At 52.9% G+C, this 21,524-nt stretch carries 20 protein-coding genes, 3 tRNA genes and 1 pseudogene; 15 read left to right on the forward strand and 9 right to left on the reverse strand.

What is annotated here, in order from left to right; translation table 11 throughout:
• The 5 genes from glnA to pgl form a co-directional block, all read left to right on the forward strand.
• On the forward strand, positions 1 to 1,215 hold a 1,215-nt coding region (gene glnA, locus SPV1_RS07195; protein ID WP_009850485.1), incomplete at its 5' end, for a type I glutamate--ammonia ligase.
• A gap of 120 nt (positions 1,216 to 1,335) precedes the next feature.
• The gene (gene glnE, locus SPV1_RS07200) at positions 1,336 to 4,068 is read left to right on the forward strand and encodes a bifunctional [glutamate--ammonia ligase]-adenylyl-L-tyrosine phosphorylase/[glutamate--ammonia-ligase] adenylyltransferase (RefSeq protein WP_009850486.1); all 2,733 of its coding nucleotides are present in this window, start codon (positions 1,336 to 1,338) and stop codon (positions 4,066 to 4,068) included.
• A 135-nt stretch (positions 4,069 to 4,203) separates the two neighbouring features.
• Positions 4,204 to 6,171, forward strand: coding sequence for a glucose-6-phosphate dehydrogenase (gene zwf / locus SPV1_RS07205; RefSeq protein WP_040881894.1), 1,968 nt, complete (start codon positions 4,204 to 4,206; stop codon positions 6,169 to 6,171).
• A gap of 109 nt (positions 6,172 to 6,280) precedes the next feature.
• Positions 6,281 to 7,204: a phosphogluconate dehydrogenase (NAD(+)-dependent, decarboxylating) gene (gnd, locus tag SPV1_RS07210; RefSeq protein WP_009850488.1), complete on the forward strand. Its 924-nt coding sequence runs from the start codon at positions 6,281 to 6,283 to the stop codon at positions 7,202 to 7,204.
• Positions 7,204 to 7,875 (forward strand): 6-phosphogluconolactonase, encoded by a 672-nt coding sequence (gene pgl, locus SPV1_RS07215; protein ID WP_009850489.1) that lies wholly within the window; start codon positions 7,204 to 7,206, stop codon positions 7,873 to 7,875. The genes gnd and pgl overlap by 1 nt, the downstream gene beginning before the upstream one ends.
• A gap of 50 nt (positions 7,876 to 7,925) precedes the next feature.
• Here the strand turns inward: pgl and SPV1_RS07220 are convergent.
• The 3 genes from SPV1_RS07220 to SPV1_RS07230 all read right to left on the reverse strand — a co-directional run bounded on the left by SPV1_RS07220 (position 7,926) and on the right by SPV1_RS07230 (position 8,279).
• Positions 7,926 to 8,001 (reverse strand) — tRNA-Gly (locus SPV1_RS07220).
• A gap of 79 nt (positions 8,002 to 8,080) precedes the next feature.
• Positions 8,081 to 8,155, reverse strand: a tRNA-Cys gene (locus SPV1_RS07225).
• Between the two features lie 48 nt (positions 8,156 to 8,203).
• Positions 8,204 to 8,279, reverse strand: a tRNA-Gly gene (locus tag SPV1_RS07230).
• 127 nt (positions 8,280 to 8,406) lie between these two features.
• Between SPV1_RS07230 and SPV1_RS07235 the strand changes: the two genes are divergently transcribed.
• A complete protein-coding gene (locus SPV1_RS07235) occupies positions 8,407 to 9,777 on the forward strand; it encodes a PhoH family protein (RefSeq protein WP_009850490.1) in 1,371 nt (456 codons plus the stop codon).
• A 248-nt stretch (positions 9,778 to 10,025) separates the two neighbouring features.
• Positions 10,026 to 10,658 carry an outer membrane beta-barrel protein gene (locus SPV1_RS07240; protein WP_009850491.1) on the forward strand — a complete coding sequence of 211 codons (633 nt, stop codon included), beginning with the start codon at positions 10,026 to 10,028 and terminating at the stop codon, positions 10,656 to 10,658.
• Positions 10,659 to 10,737: 79 nt separating this feature from the next.
• On the opposite strand, the gene SPV1_RS07245 is transcribed toward SPV1_RS07240, so the two are convergent.
• Positions 10,738 to 11,244 (reverse strand): DNA-deoxyinosine glycosylase, encoded by a 507-nt coding sequence (locus SPV1_RS07245; RefSeq protein WP_009850492.1) that lies wholly within the window; start codon positions 11,242 to 11,244, stop codon positions 10,738 to 10,740.
• An 83-nt stretch (positions 11,245 to 11,327) separates the two neighbouring features.
• A complete protein-coding gene (locus SPV1_RS07250; RefSeq protein WP_009850493.1) occupies positions 11,328 to 11,738 on the reverse strand; it encodes a PilZ domain-containing protein in 411 nt (136 codons plus the stop codon).
• 268 nt (positions 11,739 to 12,006) lie between these two features.
• Here SPV1_RS07250 and SPV1_RS07255 point away from each other — a divergent pair, with 268 nt between their 5' ends.
• The 3 genes from SPV1_RS07255 to rraA all read left to right on the forward strand — a co-directional run bounded on the left by SPV1_RS07255 (position 12,007) and on the right by rraA (position 16,591).
• The gene (locus SPV1_RS07255) at positions 12,007 to 14,712 is read left to right on the forward strand and encodes a cation-translocating P-type ATPase (RefSeq protein ID WP_009850494.1); all 2,706 of its coding nucleotides are present in this window, start codon (positions 12,007 to 12,009) and stop codon (positions 14,710 to 14,712) included.
• Between the two features lie 439 nt (positions 14,713 to 15,151).
• Positions 15,152 to 16,099, forward strand: a complete 948-nt coding sequence (locus SPV1_RS07265; protein ID WP_009850495.1) for an oxidoreductase family protein — start codon at positions 15,152 to 15,154, stop codon at positions 16,097 to 16,099.
• 12 nt (positions 16,100 to 16,111) lie between these two features.
• A complete protein-coding gene (gene rraA, locus SPV1_RS07270) occupies positions 16,112 to 16,591 on the forward strand; it encodes a ribonuclease E activity regulator RraA (RefSeq protein WP_009850496.1) in 480 nt (159 codons plus the stop codon).
• A gap of 161 nt (positions 16,592 to 16,752) precedes the next feature.
• Here the strand turns inward: rraA and SPV1_RS07275 are convergent, their stop codons facing one another.
• From SPV1_RS07275 to SPV1_RS07290, 4 genes are all read right to left on the reverse strand, one after another.
• Positions 16,753 to 17,004 carry a GlsB/YeaQ/YmgE family stress response membrane protein gene (locus SPV1_RS07275; protein WP_009850497.1) on the reverse strand — a complete coding sequence of 84 codons (252 nt, stop codon included), beginning with the start codon at positions 17,002 to 17,004 and terminating at the stop codon, positions 16,753 to 16,755.
• Positions 17,005 to 17,017: 13 nt separating this feature from the next.
• Entirely contained in the window at positions 17,018 to 17,233 is a 216-nt protein-coding gene (locus SPV1_RS07280) for a DUF3185 family protein (RefSeq protein WP_018295281.1), read from the reverse strand.
• 45 nt (positions 17,234 to 17,278) lie between these two features.
• The gene (locus SPV1_RS07285; RefSeq protein ID WP_081441979.1) at positions 17,279 to 18,103 is read right to left on the reverse strand and encodes a PA2778 family cysteine peptidase; all 825 of its coding nucleotides are present in this window, start codon (positions 18,101 to 18,103) and stop codon (positions 17,279 to 17,281) included.
• Positions 18,104 to 18,248: 145 nt separating this feature from the next.
• Positions 18,249 to 18,623 (reverse strand): PA2779 family protein, encoded by a 375-nt coding sequence (locus SPV1_RS07290; protein WP_330939452.1) that lies wholly within the window; start codon positions 18,621 to 18,623, stop codon positions 18,249 to 18,251.
• On the opposite strand from SPV1_RS07290, the gene SPV1_RS14630 reads away from it, so the two are divergent.
• The 5 genes and pseudogenes from SPV1_RS14630 to SPV1_RS14800 form a co-directional block, all read left to right on the forward strand.
• Positions 18,528 to 18,842 (forward strand): hypothetical protein, encoded by a 315-nt coding sequence (locus tag SPV1_RS14630; protein WP_231288427.1) that lies wholly within the window; start codon positions 18,528 to 18,530, stop codon positions 18,840 to 18,842. The two genes, SPV1_RS07290 and SPV1_RS14630, sit on opposite strands and share 96 nt — an antisense overlap.
• Positions 18,843 to 19,039: 197 nt before the next feature.
• Positions 19,040 to 19,759 (forward strand): Crp/Fnr family transcriptional regulator, encoded by a 720-nt coding sequence (locus SPV1_RS07295; protein ID WP_009850501.1) that lies wholly within the window; start codon positions 19,040 to 19,042, stop codon positions 19,757 to 19,759.
• 234 nt (positions 19,760 to 19,993) lie between these two features.
• Entirely contained in the window at positions 19,994 to 20,683 is a 690-nt protein-coding gene (locus tag SPV1_RS07300; protein ID WP_009850502.1) for an NAD(P)-dependent oxidoreductase, read from the forward strand.
• A 219-nt stretch (positions 20,684 to 20,902) separates the two neighbouring features.
• The gene (locus tag SPV1_RS14315; protein ID WP_152909372.1) at positions 20,903 to 21,118 is read left to right on the forward strand and encodes a hypothetical protein; all 216 of its coding nucleotides are present in this window, start codon (positions 20,903 to 20,905) and stop codon (positions 21,116 to 21,118) included.
• Between the two features lie 117 nt (positions 21,119 to 21,235).
• A pseudogene (locus tag SPV1_RS14800) lies at positions 21,236 to 21,421 on the forward strand (transposase); the annotation flags it as partial.
• Positions 21,422 to 21,524: the final 103 nt, after the last annotated feature.

The following is a 21,524-nucleotide window of genomic DNA, read 5'->3' on the forward strand; positions in this document are numbered from 1 at the left end:
CGCGATATCGACCCGTTTTATGAGTTCTGTCCACGTTCTGGTGCTGGTTGCACAGGTTATACACTACACAGATGTACCGGTCAGGATTATAACCGTTGTCCGCGTCAGGTTGCCCAGCGCGCCCTGAGCTATATCCGTTCGGCCGGTATTGCAGATACCGCATACTTTGGTCCTGAGCTGGAATTCTTCATTTTTGACGGTGTAAGATTCAGTAACGAGATGGGCTCTTGTGGCTACCAGATCGAGTCCGAGGAAGCGGCCTGGAACTCGAACAAGAATTTTGCCGATTCTTCCGAAGGCATGATGCGCAATTCCGGCCACCGTCCGCGCGTCAAGGGTGGCTACTTCCCGGTTCCTCCGGTCGATTCACTGCATGAAATTCGCAGTGACATGATGCTGGTTATGGCTGATCTGGGCGTCCACATGGAAGCTCACCATCATGAAGTTGCAACTGCCGGTCAGTGCGAGCTGGCGATGAAGTTTGCTGAGCTGATCCAGAAGGCGGATGAGGTTCAGTGGTACAAGTATGTGATACACAATGTCGCTCACGCGCATGGTAAAACCGCAACGTTTATGCCTAAGCCTATCTACGGTGACAACGGTACCGCGATGCATGTACATCAGTCTCTGTGGCTCAATGGCAAGAATCTGTTTGCCGGCGACAAGTATGCGAACCTGTCTCAGGAAGCGCTCTACTATATTGGTGGTATCATCAAACATGCCAAGGCATTGAATGCGATGACCAATGCTTCTACCAACTCCTATAAGCGTCTGGTGCCGGGCTTTGAAGCTCCGGTAATGCTGGCCTACTCAAATCGTAACCGTTCCGCTTCCATCCGTATTCCGGTGGTTAACTCCGATCCGGCTCGCCGTATCGAAGTACGCTTCCCTGACTGCACTGCTAACCCGTATCTGGCATTTACCGCCATGATGCTGGCCGGCCTGGATGGTATCGCCAACAAGATCGATCCGGGTGAAGCTGCAGACAAGAACCTGTACGACCTGCCGCCGGAAGAGGGTAAGAAGATCCCGACTGTTTGTGGCTCTCTGGAAGAGGCTCTGAAAGCACTGGATGCAGATCGCGACTTCCTGAAAGTCGGCGGTGTCATGGATGACGACATGATTGATGCCTACATCGAGTTGAAGATGGAAGAACTCAACGAAGTACGTATGCGTCCGCACCCGAAGGAGTTCGAACTGTACTACTCCTGCTAATTGTTGCAGAAGCTGTTATACAGAAAGGCCGCCCATTGGGCGGCCTTTTTTGTTGCCCGGAGTGGCGGAATCTGATCGTCACTGCTGTTCCACGTACGGGAGAACCGGTATAGTTTTCCAATGACCGAGACAACAGACGAGATGCTTAAGTTTATACCGGCACAGCTGCATGCAGATGTGCAAAGAGTGCTGGAAATATCGCCGCTGTTCTCCACGCTGCTGCGCAACATGACAGGAGGTGAGTATCGCACGCTGTTTGTCGATTCGGAGCATGCCCTGTTGCCTGATGGCTCTCAGGCATGGATTCCCACCTGTGACAGCAGCGATCTGGTCACATGCATGCGTCATTTGCGTCGCTGTAAAGAGCGTGGCCATCGCCATCTGATCTGGTGGGAGCTTGGTTTACACGGTGATATGGATATCTCCTGTCAGTCTATTGCTGATTTTGCCTCCGGACTGCTGGATGAAGCATTGCGTATGGCCTGCCGTCTGATTGCACCGCGTTACGGCACTTTGGAAGGCGGCAGCTTCTGCGTAATCGGCCTCGGAAAACTGGGCGGACGCGAGCTTAATCTGGGCTCGGATGTCGATCCGCTGTTTGTATGGCAGGGCTCGGGCAGTAGTGCGGGAGGGCGTCAGTCCGTGCCGGCGGCGGAATATTATATGTACGTCTCGCGTATGCTGATTCGGCTGATGAGCGAGCGCACGGCTGAGGGCATCGTCTGGCCGGTAGACATGCGCTTGCGCCCGGGGGGTGATAGCTCGGCGATTGCCCTGAATCTGGATGCGACACTGAGTCATTATCTGGAGTACGGTCAGACATGGGAGCGCGCGATGCTGATCAAGGCGCGACCTGTAGCCGGGGACCTGACGTTGGGGCAGGTGTTCGTCGACGGCATTGCGCCGTTCATCTATCGCCGCTATCTGGATTATACCACGGTTTCGGCACTGGCCGAGATGAAGCGGCGTATTGATGCTCAGGCGGGCAGCGGCGGTATCATGCCCGGTTTTGATGTGAAACGCGGCAGGGGTGGTGTTCGCGAGATTGAATTTATCATTCAGTCTCTGCAGATGCTACATGGCGGCAGAAATGCCGATCTGAGGGTGCAGCCCAGCATGCAGGCCATCGGCCGATTACAGCAGGTCGGGGCGATAGGGGAGTCTGATGTTGCGGACTTAACATCCGCATACCGCTTTTGGCGGCGGATTGAACATGCGCTTCAGGCCCGCCGTGGCGAGCAGACGCACAAGCTGGGAGAGGATTATGCCGCTTATTTGGCTGAGGCTACCGGCATTGCGGATATTGAAGTGGCAATGATTCAGCATGCCGCCATTGTCGAGGATGCTTTTCAGCGCTTTGTTAAACCGCTCGGCGAGGCGGAAGAGATTGAGCATGGCTGGTTGTCGGGTCAGTACAAGGGGCTGGAGGCGCTTACAGAGACGGAGCGTGAGCGCATAGCTCTGGCTCTGACGTATGTGAATGAATGCTTGTCGCGAGGTATGTTGCCCGAGCGCAGTCGGGGACAGACAGAGCGAATTCTGACACAGGCTATGCCGCGCTGGCTGGATGATGAAAATGGCGTGACGGCTGTGGAGGCATTTGCCGAGCTTATTCACTCGATTTCAGGTCGGGCCACCTGGCTGGATCTGTTGGCAACACATCAGGGTGCGCTCGATTGGCTGACCGGCGTACTTTCTGCCAGTCGCTATCTGGCAGATCATATTGTTAAAGACCCGTCGTGGCTGGAGTGGCCGTTGATGGTAGAGCACAGCGACGCGGATATTCGCGATCTCTGTACGCAACTGAATCAGCTCTCCGGTTTTGATGATGTAGAGCAGGTACTGGCCGATATCGGTCGAGGAGTGGATAGGGCGCGACTGCTTTCGGCACTGGCTGTGGATGCACACACGGCCGATGCGATGACGATCGGTGGGTGGCTGGCCGATATTGCCGATGCCGCAACGCAGGCCGTGCTGCGGCTCTGCCTGCATGAAATGGGCCTGCCGGCTGATTTCCCTTTTGTGGCGCTGGCCATGGGTAAACACGGCAGTCGGGAAATGGGAATGGTATCCGATCTCGATATGGTATTTGTGCTGGTGCATGACGACCCATCACAGATGCTGGGACGGCGCAGCGTTGGTGAACATGGTCAGCGTATAGGGCGTCGCATGATCCAGTACCTCACCGGTAAACCACCCTTTGGCGCCGGTTTTGAATTTGATGCGCGGCTGCGACCCTCCGGCAGTTCCGGCGTTCTGGTAACCAGTATCACCGGCTTTCGTGCCTATCAATTTCATGATGCCCAGACATGGGAGCATCAGGCGTTGTGCCGCGCGCGCGCGGTGGCAGGACCGATTGCTGCGTGTGCTGCTGTTGAAGAGGTCGTTTCGTCTGTGCTGAGCCAGCCTCGTGATGCAGCCGATCTTGCTGCCGATGTGCTGCAAATGCGTGCGAAGATGCTGGAGCATCTGGCCAGCAAATCGGATGCTGTTATTGACCTTAAACATGATGCCGGCGGCTTGGTGGATATAGAGTTTCTCGCCCAGTATGCGCGCCTGGCCTTTGGCGGCGGGGGCAGGAAAGTTGTAGATATATTGAATCACCTTCCGGATTCCGCACCGGATGCATGGCACAGAGAGGCATCTGCGCTGGCGGAGACCTATCTGGATTATCGTCAGATGGAGAATGCCCTGCGGGTCGAGTTATGGCGATCCATCGGTGAGCTACCGAGCGATGCGGGAGCTACCGAGTGGGAGAGTCTGCGCCGCCATGCCGGCATCTGCACACCGGCCGCATTACGCTCGCGGATGCAGCAGGTTCAACGTATATTTCATGTGCTGCTCACACATTAGCCGGGATGGAAGCTGGTGATTTCCTTGGCAGGGGATACCGGACGGGAGTAGGTTGCCAGCTCATGGCTAAGGCTTGTTTATAATCTCCTGCGGTATGCCGCAATCATGGATGTGAATGTAATGAACGACCAAAGCATGCAAGATGTTTCACCTGATTTTCTGTCGGCGCTGAACCTGCAGGAAGACGCGCCAGACCCGTGTATCATTGTGGTGTTCGGTGCCTCGGGCGATCTGACCAAGCGGCTGTTGATACCCTCCCTGTTCAACCTCTACTGCGATGGATTGTTGCCGGATTTTTTTGCCATTCTCGGCATGGCTATGGACGATTATACTACAGAATCGTTCCGGGTCAGGATGAGCACCGATGTACAAAAGTATTCCCGCCAGGAGCAGTTTGATGAGACGGCCTGGGCGAATTTCTGTGACAGGATTCATTATCTGCAGGCCCGTTTTGATGATGCGGATGCATTTGTTCAGCTGAAGGCATTGTTACAGACGCTCGATACCCGCTACAGCACCGACAGTAACGTGCTGTTTTATATGGCCACGCCTCCTGCCGTATTCGGCATGATCTCTTCAGGGCTTGAGTCGATTGGCATGAATGCGGAAAATGAAGGCTGGCGTCGCATTATTGTTGAAAAGCCGTTCGGCATGGATCTCTCCTCTGCGTTGTCGCTCAATGAAGAAATTCTGTCCTACTGGAAAGAGCAGCAGGTTTACCGGATTGACCACTATCTGGGCAAGGAGACGGTACAGAATCTGCTCGCTTTTCGTTTTGCCAACGGCATGTTCGAGCCGTTGTGGAACCGTACCCATATCGATCATATTCAGATCACGGCCACCGAACAGGTTGGCGTGGAGTGGCGTGGTGGATATTATGATAAATCGGGTGTGATGCGGGATATGATTCAAAATCATCTGTTTCAGATGATGGCCTACTTGTGCATGGAACCGCCGACTACGTTTGATCCTGAAGCGATTCGCAATGAGAAATATAAACTGCTCAGTGCCGTGCGTATCCTGAAACCGGAAGAGGTTCGCTATCATGCAGTGCGTGGTCAGTATGATGAGGGAGTAAATCTCGATGGATCTCCGGCCAAGGCCTACCGGGATGAGCATCTGGTTGATCCCCACTCCAATACGGAAACCTATGCGGCGCTGAAACTGCGCATCGACAACTGGCGCTGGCATGGTGTGCCTGTATTTTTGCGGTCGGGCAAGGGTTTGCGCACCAAATCAACCGAGATTGTCGTGCAGTTTCGCCGCGCTCCCGAGTTCACCTTTCGCGGGACACCGGCCTCCAGTCAACTCGAAGCCAATCAGCTGATTTTCCGTATCCAGCCTAATGAAGGTATTGAGATCCGTTTTCTGGCCAAGCGACCGGGTCCGTCGATGCATATGCGCAAGGTCAATATGAACTTCGAATATGACGAGGCATTCTCCGCCCATCCTGGTACCGGTTACGAAACCATGTTGTACGACTGCATGCGTGGCGATGCATCGCTGTTTTCACGCTCTGATCTGGTCGAAACTTCCTGGCGGATTGTTCAGCCTGTGCTGGATGTATGGGGCGAGGAGAGGGCGCGTGACTTCCCCAATTACCCGTTCGGCTCATGGGGGCCGAAGGCCGCCTTCAGTTTGCCTTCCCCCGATCACAGACGCTGGCTGGCGCGCACGCCTAAACAGGCGCTGGAGCGCGTACCGATGTTTGAGGGTAGTAGTAAGACCATGATCAATGCCTTCGCGATGATGCTCAAACCGGTGGTCTTTAATGCAGGCGACGAGATCGCCCGATTGGGTACCGAAGGGCGGGAGTTGTATATTATCGAGATGGGCAGCGTGGATGTTATTGACCCGGAAGGTAATGTCGTGACAACGCTTAGCGGCGGCCAGGTGTTCGGCGAATTGAGTTTGCTGGTAACCAAGGAGCGTCGGGCATCGGTGCGTGCGGTGACTTATTGCGCATTGTATATGATGGAGAAACGAGATTTTTGTAAAGTGCTGATGGACAGACCTCACTTTGCTCAGAAGCTCATGCAGGTGGCGCGTGAGCGCTATAACGTGATCGTTGATGCCCATGAATGGCTGGATTCAGAGGGCTAAACGAGAAAACTGGTCACCACAAAGAGCGCAGGGCACAGAGGAAAAATAAAGGGTTTGAGCGAGTTAAGCTGAGGGCTTGTCGCATCACTGAAGTAGAGGAGAAACAATTATGAAACTGGCAATGATTGGGTTGGGTCGCATGGGCGGCAATATGGTAAAGCGACTGGCTGGCGGCGGCCATGACGTGGTGGCCTATGATGTGGATGCGGCTCCGGGCGCTGCACTGGCAGCTGAATTTGATTCAGTCAGCGCAGCAAACGATCTGCAGGATATGATTGCGCAGTTGTCGGCTCCGCGCGTGGTCTGGGTGATGGTGCCGCACCAGTTTGTCGACAGCACGATTGCAGCCTTGCTGGATGCCGGTATGGAAGCGGGTGATTTGATTATCGATGGAGGCAACTCCAACTACAAGGATGGTCAGCGCCGCGGGTGCGAACTGGCTGAGCAGGGAATCCTGTTTGCCGACTGCGGCACCTCCGGCGGTGTGTGGGGGCTGAAGAACGGATACAGCCTGATGATTGGCGGCGCCGATGCAGCGATTGCTCTGATCGCGCCGGCGCTGACAACATTGGCCTCGAATGACGGCAAGGGGTGGGGACATGTTGGTCCGGTCGGTGCGGGTCACTTCGTCAAGATGGTTCATAACGGTATTGAGTACGGCATGATGCAGGCGTTTGCCGAAGGCTTCGAGCTGATGAAAGCCAAAGATGAATTCGATCTGGATATGCATCAGATCTCCCGCGTCTGGCAGCATGGTTCCGTAGTCAGCTCATGGCTGCTGGATCTGACCGGAGATGCGCTGGAGCAGGATGGGGATCTCTCTTCCCTCTCCGACTGGATGGATGATTCAGGTGAAGGGCGCTGGACGGTCAATGAGTCGATCGATCTGGGTATCCCGACACCTGTGCTGACGCTGGCCCTGCAGATGCGTTTTCGCAGCCGTGAAAAAGATGCGTTTGCCGGCAAGATCGTCAATGCGATGCGTGCCGGTTTCGGCGGTCATCCCATCCGACCTGTGAGCCAGGATGAGTAGTGTCTGAAAAACTATTCGATAACGCGGAAGCTTTGGCCGGATACGCTGCCACGCGGGTGGCTGAACTCTGTCGTGATGCAGTGTCGGAAAACGGTGTTTGCCATCTGGTACTGGCCGGCGGTTCGACACCGAAACGCTGTTATGAGTTGCTGCGTGAGATGAAGCTGCCGTGGGGCTCGCTGCATATCTGGTTCGGCGATGAGCGATGTCTGCCGATTGGCGATGCCGAGCGTAATGACACAATGGCCGATGTAGCACTGCTGGCCCATGTGCCGGTGCCGCCTGATCATATACACCGTATGGCTGCAGAGCTCGGGCCGGAAGCCGCAGCTGCGCAGTATGCAGAGATGCTGGCTGCTGCGCCGGTGATGGATATTGTACTACTCGGTATGGGCGAAGACGGGCATACGGCCAGCCTGTTTCCGGATAATCCCGCCCTGCAGGATGAGCGGTTGGCAGTGCCGGTGTTTGATTCCCCCAAACCACCGCCTGAGCGTGTCAGTATGGGATATGGCGTACTCAACGGAGCAAGTCACCGTCTGATTCTGGTGGCAGGCACAGGCAAGGCCGATGCGCTGGCTCGCATACGGGCAGGGGAGACGCTGCCGATTGCCGTTATTGCCGAGGGCGAGTGGCTGATTGATCGCGATGCCATGATGAGTATGGTTTGATATCAGTCAGATGAGCAATAAAAAAGGGACCCGGAAGGGTCCCTATTATCTGGAGCGGGTAACCGGGCTCGAACCGGTGACCTCGACCTTGGCAAGGTCGCGCTCTACCAACTGAGCTATACCCGCAAATGGTTCAATAAGTCTTGCAGACTGCCATTTTTGTTCCTGCGTAGTTTCAGCGCCAGACTATATAATGAGAAATGGTTGGAGGCAGGGGCGAGAATCGAACTCGCGAATAAAGGATTTGCAGTCCTCCGCCGTACCACTGAGCCACCCTGCCATGCACCATTTCAAGTTAAAAAAGGGGGCTCTTAAGCCCCCTTTTGTCTGGAGCGGGTAACCGGGCTCGAACCGGTGACCTCGACCTTGGCAAGGTCGCGCTCTACCAACTGAGCTATACCCGCGGAACGGGGCGAATCATGCCAAGCGACAGGCCACTGTCAAGCTCTTTTGATCTGATGTTTTTGGGTATGCGAATGAAATAGATTCTGTCATACTACGTCTGAGATATACAAAACTGCCCAAGAGGGGATGCGCGTGAACGATACCGCCGAACGTAAGATATATATCCTTGATACCAATGTACTGATCCACGATCCCAATGCTTTGGTGCATTTCGATGAGCACGATGTGGTTCTGCCCATTGTTGTGCTTGAAGAGATGGATCATGTAAAAAAAGGCATGGATGAGCTGGCTCGTAATGTGCGGGAAGCTTCCAGGCAGCTCGATGAGTTGAGCGCTTCATGTGAAGACATGGATAAGGGATGTCCACTGCCCGGCGGCGGGCGTCTGTTTTTTGAGTTGAACCATCGCTCGCTGGAGGTCTTGCCCGAGCCGCTGGCGACCGGTAGTGGTGACAACCGGATTATTGCCGTTGCAATGGCGCTTCAGCAGGAGCAGAAGAGCCGGCACGTCATTCTGGTCTCCAAGGATATCAACATGCGCATCAAGGCACGCGCATTGGGGCTGACGACGGAAGATTATCGCTCCGACCGGGTGGTCAGCGATCTCTCTGTGCTGCCCAGTGGCAAGTTGAGGCTGGAAGAGGCGACCTGGCAGGCGATGGGTGCCGAGATGCAGGTGCTCGATCATGATCACGGCAACCATTTTGTTGTGACATGGCCGGAGGAGATGGAGCTGCCCCTGATCAACTCATTTGTGGTTCTCCCCGGCGAACGTGAAATCGCCATGCGCTGTACAGCGCAGGATGAGGGGCGACGGGTGCACTTGCAGGATGTCGTGTCGTATCGACAGGAGCGCAATGCTGTTTGGGGGATCCAGGCCAGAAATCTCGAGCAGAATATGGCCATGAACCTGCTGATGGATGCGGAGCTGGATCTGGTGGCGATGGTGGGGCTGGCCGGCTCCGGTAAAACATTGATGGCGCTGGCTGCAGGGCTTCACCAGACACTCGATATGGGGCTGTATGAGAAGATACTGGTAACCCGTGCAACTGTGCCTATGGGACAGGATATCGGCTTTCTGCCGGGTACAGAACGTGAAAAACTGGAGCCCTGGATGGGGGCGATCACCGATAATCTGTCGATTTTGCTGGGTGATGAAGCGTCAAATATTGCTGATATACTGGGTCAGCACAGGATTGAGATTGCGGCTCTCTCCTTTGCCCGCGGTCGTACATTTACCAAGACATGGCTGATTGTCGATGAGGCGCAGAATATGACGCCACATCAGATGAAAACGATTGTGACGCGCATGGGCGAGGATTCGAAAATTATTATTCTCGGCAACAATGCGCAGATCGACACGCCGTATCTGACGGCCTACACCAATGGCCTCTCTCGCGCCGTTTCGGCCTTTGCCGGTTGGGAGCATGCGGGCCATATCGCGCTGAAGGCCGGGGAGCGTTCACGTCTGGCAACCAAAGCAGTCGAGGTTCTCTAAACCTAAACCAGGCAGTTGAAGTCTGCACCGGATGTTCTGCTAATGGCGTCTGTGCCGTCTGTCTGATCAATCAAGCGAAACAGGCACCGATGCCCCACATGCTTTTCAGCAGGGGGCATCTGGTGTCCTGTTATCCGCGTATACAGTGCTCTGCGGGCTCATCTTTACGCAGGCGTATCCCATGCTAAGCTGTGAGCCTGTATGTATGCGAATGCAATGCTATGTGCCGAAGGATGAGGGGAGCTGTCATGAAAAAAATAGTGTTTTACATGAGTATGTTTTCCATATTCTTTTCTGCCACGGCTCTGCATGCCCAGGAAATAAAAGTCTATGCGGCATTAGAGGCGGGGACATATACGGTGAAATATGTTGAAAGCGGTATTTCGCGCGGATTCTCCACCGTGAAATCAGGCATTCCTGCCGGTATTTTGAGGGTGGGGCTGGATTACGGATATTTTGGTGGCGAATTGCGCTTTGGTCTGATGAAAACGAGCTCCAGTTCGTATTCGGCTGGCACATTAGGCCACGCCGCTCCATTCACGCTGGACTTTCGCAATGGGCCATTCTTTTCCTATCTGGGCAAGGTACAGTACCCGGTGACCCGGTCATTCAATGTGTATGCTCTGCTCGGAGGCACGTTGTCGAAATTTTCGATCAACCCGCTGGGTAATGGAACCCACCTTGATTACAATGCAGTCAAGACCGGGTTAAGCTATGGTTTTGGTGTGGAGTATAAACCTCGCCCGTTGTTTGCTGTCGGTCTTGAATGGATGCAGTACTGGACGAATGTGGAGACCTCGTTGTCCAACGGAAATCGCTCCAATACTACATTTGGCGGTTTCGGACTCTCTTTTCGCAGATCATTTGATTTGGGTTTATAAGAAGCGGTAAGGATGACATATTTCAGCAGTAGAAGGGCATGAGATCCAGGAAAGTTTTCAGCCTTGTTATTAAGCTTTGTCAGAGGATATCGAGTATCGTCCGCCACTGAGCCAGTTTGCTATCGAATGAGATGGCGGCATGGGTCGGGCTTGTTGAAGGCAACGGGTAGAGAGGAAGCTGTGTCTGATTGAGAGCCAGCTCCGGTATTACGCGCCGTTGATACAGATCGGCTGCTTTCCGGCCATTGAAGCAGACGGCCCGGATTTGTGGGTGTGTATCAAAAAATGCTGTAAAGTCATTGGTTATCACCGATGGTAACCGGATCGCAGCATCCAGACTGCCGGGGCGAATACACTGGCGCGCCACATCCCATAGTGCGATGCCGTTGCTGCGTAACATCCCCAGTCGCTTCTCATAGTCAATATCAGCGCTGAACTCGAATAAAGACGCCATGATTGGCCAGAAGGCATTGCGCGGGTGGGCATAATATTGTTGTTCATCGAGCGATTTTCGGCCGGGCATGGAACCCAGAATCAGCACTTTGGCATCCGGATTGGCGGAGCAGGGGAACCCTTCTTCAAGCATGTCCAAAGCGTTACAGTGATGATACAAAACAGCAACACTTCGCGCAGATGCGAGCCACTGCGTGTGGCTAATGAACGGGTCAGTCAGGCCCTGGCGGCTATGCGAGGACGAGATTCGTGCGTGGTCAGAGTTGGTTGACGCAAATGGTATTTTGTAGTGAGCGCTTTGAATAATGCTGCATTCATGGGCATATTGTTCCTGTGAAAGTGCACACCCATTCTGAATCCACCGCCCACCTCCTGACTGTTTTCCGGCTCGCTCCAGAGCACAAAGCCTGAAACATTGATGTAGAATTTCTCAAGTCGGTACTGCAACGTCACCTTGCACCCGGCGTCGATCGATTCATCAATCGACAGGCCGGCACCAAAGGGAGAGATATCCACCAGCTTACATACCTCATATGTTTGCTCGCCCACTAGCAGCAGGAGCTCACCTTCAGCCTGTAGATCAAGATTCAGGTAATACCTGTCATCATTACGTCGATCCTTATGCATGGCCTAGCCTCCCTGCGCTGAGCGTGAGCTTCAACACTTTTACCGTTTCAGGCAGCAAACCGGAGATGATGCCTGTGACCTCCCAGTATGCCCGAGCATGCGGGCCAATAATGTGACGCAGGTCTCATATTTATGACGGCACATGTGGATTGGATGCCCGTATCAGGTCGATCGGTCTCAATGGTTTCACTATCCAGTTGAAACAGGTAGTTACTGGCGGTGCTTCCGGCATAGTGGAAGAGACGGCGAAAGACTATAATCAAAAACTATGATAGATAGTGATGTACATTCATCCGTTCTTGGAAGCAGCAGGCACACTCTGCTGCAGTCACTGGATGCGACTGAACAGGGGATAAGCAGTGCAGATGCCCGCATTCGCCAGCAGCGGTATGGTAAAAACACGATAGTTTTCCATCGCAGCCGTTCGCAGCTGTTGATGCTGCTCAAGGAGTTCACAGCACTGTTCCCGTTGTTGTTGCTGGGCGCAGCCATACTCTCATTCTTTGCCCACTACCTCAGTCCCGGGGAGGGCTATGAGCTGATTGGCGAGGCTCTGGTGTTTGTCGTTGTACTCAATGCGCAGGTCTCATTCTATCAGAACCGGAAAGTTGAGAAATTGATGGTCTCCTTCCTCGATTACATTCCCAAGAAGGTGGCACTGCTGCGTGATGGCGAGAAGACTATTCTGGATGCCGGCGAGGTAGTGCCGGGCGATATTCTATTTCTTCAGGAGGGAGACAAAATACCGGCTGACGGGGTGATTCTGGAGATGAACCAGCTGCTGGTGGATGAGTCGATTCTGACCGGTGAGTCGGAACCGCTGATGAAGTCGGCTCTTGATATGGTTGTGGATGAAACCTCTCTGGCCAGCTCGGGGGCGACGGTCATCAAGGGTAATGCCCGGATGCTGGTGGTCAGAACCGGGCGTGCCACGAGCATCGGCAGTATCTCCAAACTCTCTCAGCAGATTGAGCACGACCTGACGCCGATGCAGCAGGAGGTGCAGGACTTTGTACGCAAGATCTCGTGGCTGGCACTGGGCATCGGTGGCTCATTTTTTCTGATCGGATTTTTTATCGGCAATCCGTTCTGGACCAATCTGGTCTTCGCCATCGGTATTATCGTGGCGAATGTGCCTGAAGGGTTGCTGCCTACCGTGACGCTGGCCCTGACCCAGTCATCACTGCGTATGGGGCAGCGCAACGCTGTGGTAAAAAATATTCTTTCTGTGGAAACGCTCGGTAGTACCACGGTGATCTGCACGGACAAAACAGGCACGCTGACATGTAACCGGCTGCATGTGGAAACCATGTATCTCGATTTTTCCGAAGTTGATGCCGATGATCGTCAGGGCTTCAGCAATAACCGCGCCTCCCGCACCTTTCTCGAGATTATGGCGCTCTGTAACGGTGTGATTTCAGTGGGCGGTGATGATCGCGGAGATGAGGCGGTTACATTCAAAGGGGACCCTACCGAAATAGCGATGGCCACGTTTGTCGATGATCAGGTCGGATTTGACGCATTGCGCAGTCACTTTGTTGAGAAGCACAATCTGCCATTTGATCCTGATAACCAATACATGTCATCAACACACGCGACGGAAGGCGGCACCTTGTTCATGACCGTCAAGGGGGCCTCCGATGTGATTTTATCCCGTTGTTCCCAGGTGCACAGCGAGGGGCTGGTCAGGGGACTCTCTGAGGATGAGCGGACGCATTTGATCCGGCAGGCCAACGACTATGCAGCGCAGGGCTTACGGGTACTGGCACTGGCTTACCGGGTGGTGGAGCAGGCGGATGATGCTGTGGAGGATATGGTGTTTATCGGTCTGGTGGCGATGGTGGATCCGCCGAGACGGGAGGTGCCGGCGGCGGTTGCCGCCTGCAAGAGCGCCGGTATTCGCATTATCGTGATCAGTGGTGATAAGGCTGAAACAGTCAGTTATATCGCCAGAAAACTCGGTATAACCAGAAACCCGCGCATTATTGAGGGCGAAGAGCTGGCAGATATGAGCGAGGAGATGCTGACGGCTGCCCTGAAGAACGAAGAGGTGCTGTTTGCCCGTATTAAGCCGGAGCAGAAGCTCAATATTGTCGATGCGCTGAAAGATATGGGCGAGGTCGTGGCAGTTACCGGTGACGGCGTCAATGATGCACCGGCGCTGAAGCGGGCCGATATCGGCATATCAATGGGCCTGCACGGCACCGATGTGGCCAAGGAAGCATCCGATATCATCCTGCTTGATGACAATTTTGCCACCATCATCAGCGCCATCGAGGAGGGGCGGGCGGTGTATGACAATATCAAGAAATTCATCACCTATATCCTGACCAGCAATATTCCTGAGGTGCTCCCCTTTATTGCCTATGTGCTGCTGCCGATTCCGCTGCCGATAACGGTGATACAGATTCTGGCCATCGATCTGATCACCGACATGATACCGGCGATCGGGTTGGGTAATGAACCGGCCGAAGCCGATATCATGCAACGGCCTCCACGCCGTCGAAGCGATAGGCTGGTCAGTTTGCGCACGTTTGTACGCAGCTATGCCATTGTCGGACCGGCTGAGGCCGTACTGGCCTTTGGCGCATTTTTTATCGTGCTCTTTGCAGGTGGCTGGAGCTGGGGCAATCCTCTGGCAGGTAACGCTCCGCTCTATTTGCAGGCTTCCGGCGCATTCCTTGCAACCATTATTTTTTGCCAGATCGGCAATGTCATGGCCTGCCGTACCAATCGCCAAAGCGCTCTGCCCTATCTGGTGCGCCTCAATCGCTGGATTATGCTGGGCGTGGTCGTCGAGATCGGCTTTATTTTCCTGATCCTGTATCTGCCGGTGCTGAATGCTGTTTTCTCGGCATCACCGTTTTCGCTTGCCGCATGGGTTATTGTAGGGGGCAGTCCGCTGGTGATATTTTTTATTGAAGAGTGGAGAAAAAAGCTGGTGCGCAGTGGAGTGAACTGGCTGGCTGTCTGACAGCAGGAGATATAAGGTATCAAGCAAAAGCCCTCCGTGAGGAGGGCCTTGTTGCAGATTCAGCGTTGTAGACTATGTCAGAGGATTTGCATCTGCGCTTTGAAGTGCTTCGAGCTTCATACTTCTCCGCAGGCGCTTGTTCATAGCTCTCTTCAGACGCCTCTTCTCTGCAGTGTGCCATGGATGCAACTTTTTCCATTGTACGGAGATAAGCGTCGTTTCCTTGGGCGAAGTATGTTGATGTCTTCCCAGCATGGTTAGTCTCCTTTCTTCTGAAGAAAGCTCTCCTTCAGATGGGTTATTTATACCACAATTTAACGCCTGACACAATGCCCGCAGTTGAGCCGTGCGCTCGTTCTGATACCGTGCCGACATATAGCTTGCGAGCGGTTTTGCGTATAAAGAGAGATTCAAGGTGAACAACCAATTGAACGAGATTATGATGAGTGCAACCGGGGCTCTGGCAGCAGAGCGCGGTGAGGTCATTCAGTCGCTGTGGAGCGGTTATGGCGAGATTGTGCGCTATGGGTTGACGGGTGTGGAGATTGATAGTGCCGTACTCAAGCATGTGGTCTTTCCGTCGACCGTGCACCATCCGCGCGGCTGGCATAATGACCTGTCACACCGGCGCAAGGTGAAATCGTATGAGGTGGAGATGGCCTGGTATCACGATTGGGCCGGGCGTTGTGATGAGAGCTGCCGGGTGCCGCACTGTTATGCCTCGGAAACCGTTGGTGAAGAGCATCTGATTGTGCTGGAGGATCTGGATGGTGCAGGCTTCCCACGGCGCAGAAGCAAACTGGATCTGGAGGGTGTGCAGGCCTGTTTACAGTGGCTGGCCGGGTTTCATGCGAGCTTTATCGGGGAGCAGCCGACAGGGCTCTGGCAAACCGGTACCTATTGGCATCTGGCAACCAGGCCGGATGAGCTGGCTGCGATGGGGGATGATGCCATGCGTGATGCAGCGCCTGTTATCGACTCGATGTTAAGCACGGCCTGTTTCCAGACCATTGTTCACGGTGATGCCAAACTGGCCAACTTCTGTTTTTCGGCAGATGGGGGAAAGGTTGCTGCTGTCGACTTTCAGTATGTCGGCGGTGGCTGCGGCATGAAGGATGTGGCCTATTTCCTCGGTTCATGCCTTAGTGATCAGGAGCAGGAGCAGCATGAGGCGCTTCTGTTGGAGTGCTATTTTAACTATCTGAGGGCCGCACTGGTGCGACATGCAAAGCCGGTGGATTTCGATGCGCTAAAGGCTGAGTGGCGGGGGCTGTTTCCCGTAGCACAGGCGGATTTTTACCGTTTTCTGATCGGCTGGATGCCCGGACACTGGAAAATCAACGATTACAATAAACGTGTTGCGCAGGCGGTTATCGCCGCACTGTGAAGAAGGGGAGATATGTTTAAAACAACTGATTTGTATGATAAATACCTGGAAAGCCTGCAGGTGGCTGCCCCTGTTTTTCGTGACTTTGGCGGCCGTCAGCGTTTTTCCGGTCAGATCGTGACGCTCAAGGCCTTTGAAGATAACAGCTTCCTGAAAGCCGCCTTTGAGACAGACGGGCGTGGCAAGGTGTTGGTTGTGGATAGCGGTGCTTCACTGCGCTGTGCGATGATGGGCGATGTGATGGCGGCTCTCGGTGCATCCAATGGTTGGGAAGGGGTGGTTATCAACGGCTGTATCCGTGATTCGGCCGATGTGGCAAAGGTGAATCTCGGCGTGAAGGCGCTGGCCACGACTCCGCGCAAGACCATCAAGCGCAATCAGGGTGTGCGCGATATCCCGCTCTCCTTTGCCGGTGTGCAGTTTAACCCGGGCGACTACATGTATGCCGATGAAGACGGCATTGTGCTGTCAAAAACAAAGATTGTTGAATGATTTTTTCCGATCAAAAACAGCTATCCAGATGCAGGTGAATTAACATGGAGTTTAATCCAACTTCAGAGGGGGAGATCACCATCCGTAATAACTGCACGATAAAAAAAACGCAGCTGCGGGGTTTACCACTGCAGGTTGATCTGCCTGTTCATGCCACCCGGTCAGGTCTTCTTAATTAAACCAATTAAAAATAACAACATAACAGCGCCAATCGTGGCCATAATGATAGCACCTAATAACCCGCCAGTTGTTATGCCAAGCAAACCGAATACAAAGCCACCCAATACAGCACCAACAATGCCCACAATAATATTGCCTATGACACCAAATCCGCTTCCCTTCATGATGTTGCCGGCCATCCAGCCGGCCAGTGCGCCAACTGCTAAAAATATAATCAAACTAATGATATCCATGTTGCCTCCGGTGTTACTTTTTAGTGAACAGATAGAGACCAACAACAAAGCTGACCGCGCCGGCGATGTAAAAAGTCATGACCCTGTCCGTATCCGAGCCTGTAACAGCTTGTGTTAGTTGTGATCCGACAGAATCAGATAATTGATACCCCCATATTGCAAGGCCAATGCCTGTAACTGTCAGGGCAAGACCAATCATTTTCGTTGTAGTTGCTGAACTCATTGCCATATTGAACTCCTGTAGTTGAAATGTTTTTACTGTTATAGCTAACAATTAATACTGCCTGTCTGTTTCTTTGCGGATCACAGCCTCTGTTTCCCGGTAAACCGGTGATTCCCCATCAAGGCGAATGGCTTGTTGAATCGCATTTTGTGCTTTATTTAATTGGTGTTGTTCCAGATAGACCTGTGCCAGGTTGTTGAATGCCACTGCCGCATGCGGGTGGTCAATTGTCGCTTGATAGAAGGCTTCTCCGGCTTTGTCGATCTGTTTCAGGGCGTAATAGCTGTTGCCGATACCCATCCGGGCGGCAAGGCTGTCAGGCCAGCGTTTCAGGGCTGCCTGATAAGTCACGATTGCGGCCTGCGGATGTTTTGCATTTTCAAGAATCGCTGCAGTTTTCATCAGGCGGGTTTCTTCAGCGGTTGCCGGCAGGTTGCCCGGAGGCAAAGCAAGCATGGCCCAGTAACCGGCACGTGCCCAGGTGTGCTCGAATGTCGAAAGAGGGATGCGGTGTTCGGCCTCAAGCCCTGAATGGAGGGTGATGGCTCTGTTTTGCAGGTCATATGCGACCACGACGGCATAATGCCATTGCGGATACCAGCTCAGGGCGAGATTCTGGAAAACCAGTACAGGATGCCCGGCACTTACTTCTTGCAGGAGATCGGCAAGCTGTGGGGCGAGCGGATAAGCCAGAATGCCGTACTGACGTGGCACAGCCATCATCTCAATTTGCAAACTCCCTTTTTTATCCGGAATGAAGAGCTTGGGCGATAATTGTTCAGGGGTTACAGGGATCATGGCCCAGTTGAGCATCATGGCCAGAGCAGCCGGACCACACTGATATACGCTTTGAGCAAAGAATGGGACATGGGCCACTCTTGCGGTAGCGCTCAGGCTCTCAGGCTTGTGCTCCAGCAGAGATTGAGACTGTCTGGCAGCACAGCTGCTGAGGAGAAGTACCAGAAGGCAACTGCCCGCTATCAGGCGAGCAGTTGCGAGCGGCCTCAGGAATAGCTTTATTTTATCGAACCGGATGAACAAATGAGAAAACGTCAGTCACTCCTAAGACATCGGTAATCAGCAATACCAGAAAAATAAACACAGCCGCTCCGATTAGGGCACCAGCGGCGCTAGCGCCGGCGGGTAACTGGTCAATCTTACCGGATAGCATTTGTACCTCTGCATCACTCAGGTTTGCTACCCTGTCCTTTGCATCCTGCAGGGCTACGCCATGGCTCTGTAACTGCTGCTGGACTTCTGCTCTGTCCAGAAAGGCAATGATCTTTTCACGTTCCATGCTATGGGACTGTTGTTGAATGATCTGATCGGTACTTACTATCGCTGCCTGGGCTACAGGCATCTGAATATTCAGGCAAAACATGATCAGAATCATCATGGATATACAGACTTTGTTGAAAAACTTTTTCATGGTCACAAACATAGTGGTACTCCTTTATTAGTGTGCGTTGTAACAGCACTCCGTGTTCTGTTCGGTAGCTATTGGTTTATAATTTATCGCTTTAACTTCAATTTCCCGGCTCTTTTATTATCGGCACCGATATCTGTTATCTCCCTCATGCTTGTACTTGCCAATGCTTCATCAGGTATGGAATAGAGCGGCAGTAATGCAGTTGGCTTTCTCACTGATGAGTCAAGGATAGGGTGGGAAATAAATGCCGTCTGTGCGGTTGCGAACGTAAGGGAAGATCATCCATTGCCGGATGCGCAGTTCACGGCTACATTAGTCTATATAAGACATGCTGGATGCTGCTGACTATGGTCAGCTTTGTATTTTAATATTTAGGGGCTCAGATGACTAACCACCATTCTCCGCTTGAAAATCATCTGCTCGACGCGCTGCCTACGGACGTATACAAGCGCATGCTGCCCAATCTTGAGCCTGTTGAGATGCCGCTTGGCAAGGTACTTTATGAGTCCGGTGAGGCCTTGCGTTATGTCTATTTCCCTACCGATTGCATCGTGTCGCTGCTCTATGTCATGGAGAATGGCTCGCAGGCCGAGATTGCCGTGATCGGTAACGAGGGTATTGTAGGTCTTGCCCTGTTCATGGGCGGAGAAACCACGCCGAATCGGGCGGTTGTGCAGAGTGCAGGACACGCCTATTGCTTGAGCTCAGCCCGGGTAAAGCAGGAATTTGCCCTGAACGGGCCGCTGCTGCGCCTTCTGCTGCGTTATACGCAGGCGCTGATCACCCAGATGTCGCAAACGGCGGTGTGCAACAGGCATCATTCGCTGGATCAGCAACTTTGCCGCTGGCTGCTGCTGAGTCTGGACCGGCTCGCCAGCAATAACCTGGTCATGACCCAGGAGCTGATCGCCAACATGCTGGGCGTGCGCCGCGAAGGCGTCACCGTGGCCGCAGGAAATTTACAGGATGCCGGACTGATTGATTACTATCGCGGCCACATCACGGTGCTGGACCGGCCCGGGCTGGAGAAGCGGGTGTGCGAGTGCTATCAGGTCGTCAAACATGAGTTCGATCGGCTGCTCCCATATCCCCCTTTGAAGTAAAATCAGGAAAGCCAATCATAAGATATGGGATAAAAGCGCCGGGTTTGCAACCTGAGTTTGAGGGGCGTTGCCAGTGTGGCGGATATTTCTATTGGAAGGGTGTCTCAGCGTCAGGCATTCATGGCATTGGCAGCAGGGTTGAAAAACTACAAGGTATAGGACTGACCCGGGACTGCAAACATCGAGATTAATGTGGGTGAAGTTAGGTGTTATGTACATAGGAAAAACTAGGTGATGAAAAAGATATGCATTGTTGGAGCTTCCGGAAAGCTCGGAAGGTATATGGTGCAACATGCACTAGATCGTGGCTACGAGATAGTCGGTGTTTGCAGGGAACAAAGCGTACCTAAGCTCGCCGACTTCGAAGGCCGGATCACAATTATTCCAGGGGCAACGAATGACCGTGAAGTGATAAAGCGCGCTGTTTCGGGATGCGATGGTGTGCTTACTGTGTTAGCTCCTTGGGGTGTCCAGCAATATTCGTCGGGAACAGCTCAGGCAGTGATGGATTTTGCTGAACCAGGCGCACGCCTAATTTTTTCCTGTGGTTGGCATATAAGCCGTGATGGTAAGGACGTTTACTCTTGGAAATTGAAAGCTTTAGTTAAGATTTTTGGCGGAATCGCCAGACTATTTCGTTTTGTTGAGTTAAATGATCAGGTAGAAGCATGCAGGAGAATATTTAAAAGTGGTACAAAGTGGACAGTGGTTCGCGGGAGTGACCTGGAAGAGGGTGAAAGCCAGGGGTTACCTGTTTGGAGTAGACACGTTGGCGACACTATCCTTGAGAGTAACCTGACTCGACGCGTTGATTTTGCTCTCTTCATGGTTGAGGCGCTTGAGAATGATGAACTTATTCATGAGGCTCCTGCGATTGTGGGGTGTCAGACTCCATCCGCTCTTGCTCACAATGCAAAGATATAGAACCCCAGCAACAAGGTTGGCCACACGTGCAAAGGAGTGCAAAATGCACATAACAAGGCGTTCGTTCGGACACAAACTACGCTGCGTTTCTATTTGTGCGTACAGCTTGGATGTTGTATCTATAAATATACTTTATGTAAATTCAAACTTTTTACTCTGTACAAACATAATAGAATAAGCTGCTGCAGCCGCCTTGCAAACCATAAAGGGGAGTAAATAATGAAATTAAAATATCTATTACTCTCTATCTTGCTTTTATCATCCTTAGCCGGATGCGAAAAAGACAGCGTTTATAGAGGTTTCTATGAAGGTATGAAGGATAGGGAAAGAATAGTTCATCCATCAAGTGGGCCAATGCATCAAGAGCAACCAAGTTACGATGAATATAAAAGAGAGAGGGAGAAATCTTTAAAAAAGGATGGTGATGAAAGGTAGTAGTAACTGCTCATGAGTTGGAACCTCGGGTCGGACCACGCTAACCCACTGCAAAACTAAGCAATACTGTCAAATAAAGAGCGCATTCAGGCAGCTCATTTTAATAGCATAACGGGCCTGGCCAGAGCCAGTCGTTATCACATTCCGCTCCGGAATGGGCACATCACCCATCACCACGGCGAGTTTCTGCTCAAATTCAGCAGAGATCGGGAGCGCTGAATTCACTGGCTGTTTGAAGCGAAGAAACTATATGGCCTGTGTATCCTCAACTACATCGTTACCTCAAATCATATTCATCTGCTAGCTGGTCGTTGGCAGCTCGGACTTTGCAGAGCGAGATTAAAAGCTCGCTTGCCGGCAGGCTGGTAGTCGGCGAATCATGAGTGTTGACGACAAAGTATGAACC

It is taken from the genome of Mariprofundus ferrooxydans PV-1 (genome assembly GCF_000153765.1).
Classification (GTDB): domain Bacteria; phylum Pseudomonadota; class Zetaproteobacteria; order Mariprofundales; family Mariprofundaceae; genus Mariprofundus; species Mariprofundus ferrooxydans.

Bases quoted from the DNA above. Each gene is read 5' to 3' on its own strand.
- SPV1_RS07255 (WP_009850494.1), top strand. From the start codon at position 12,007: ATGATAGATAGTGATGTACATTCATCCGTTCTTGGAAGCAGCAGGCAC.
- SPV1_RS07235 (WP_009850490.1), top strand. From the start codon at position 8,407: ATGCGCGTGAACGATACCGCCGAACGTAAGATATATATCCTTGATACC.
- SPV1_RS14630 (WP_231288427.1), top strand. From the start codon at position 18,528: ATGGGACTGTTGTTGAATGATCTGATCGGTACTTACTATCGCTGCCTG.
- SPV1_RS07275 (WP_009850497.1), bottom strand. From the start codon at position 17,004: ATGGATATCATTAGTTTGATTATATTTTTAGCAGTTGGCGCACTGGCC.
- SPV1_RS07295 (WP_009850501.1), top strand. From the start codon at position 19,040: ATGACTAACCACCATTCTCCGCTTGAAAATCATCTGCTCGACGCGCTG.
- SPV1_RS07290 (WP_330939452.1), bottom strand. From the start codon at position 18,623: ATGATGATTCTGATCATGTTTTGCCTGAATATTCAGATGCCTGTAGCC.
- glnE (WP_009850486.1), top strand. From the start codon at position 1,336: ATGACCGAGACAACAGACGAGATGCTTAAGTTTATACCGGCACAGCTG.
- SPV1_RS07250 (WP_009850493.1), bottom strand. From the start codon at position 11,738: ATGCATAAGGATCGACGTAATGATGACAGGTATTACCTGAATCTTGAT.
- gnd (WP_009850488.1), top strand. From the start codon at position 6,281: ATGAAACTGGCAATGATTGGGTTGGGTCGCATGGGCGGCAATATGGTA.
- rraA (WP_009850496.1), top strand. From the start codon at position 16,112: ATGTTTAAAACAACTGATTTGTATGATAAATACCTGGAAAGCCTGCAG.
- SPV1_RS07280 (WP_018295281.1), bottom strand. From the start codon at position 17,233: ATGGCAATGAGTTCAGCAACTACAACGAAAATGATTGGTCTTGCCCTG.
- SPV1_RS14315 (WP_152909372.1), top strand. From the start codon at position 20,903: ATGAAATTAAAATATCTATTACTCTCTATCTTGCTTTTATCATCCTTA.
- SPV1_RS07245 (WP_009850492.1), bottom strand. From the start codon at position 11,244: ATGCTTGAAGAAGGGTTCCCCTGCTCCGCCAATCCGGATGCCAAAGTG.
- SPV1_RS07300 (WP_009850502.1), top strand. From the start codon at position 19,994: ATGAAAAAGATATGCATTGTTGGAGCTTCCGGAAAGCTCGGAAGGTAT.
- zwf (WP_040881894.1), top strand. From the start codon at position 4,204: ATGCAAGATGTTTCACCTGATTTTCTGTCGGCGCTGAACCTGCAGGAA.
- SPV1_RS07265 (WP_009850495.1), top strand. From the start codon at position 15,152: ATGATGAGTGCAACCGGGGCTCTGGCAGCAGAGCGCGGTGAGGTCATT.
- SPV1_RS07240 (WP_009850491.1), top strand. From the start codon at position 10,026: ATGAAAAAAATAGTGTTTTACATGAGTATGTTTTCCATATTCTTTTCT.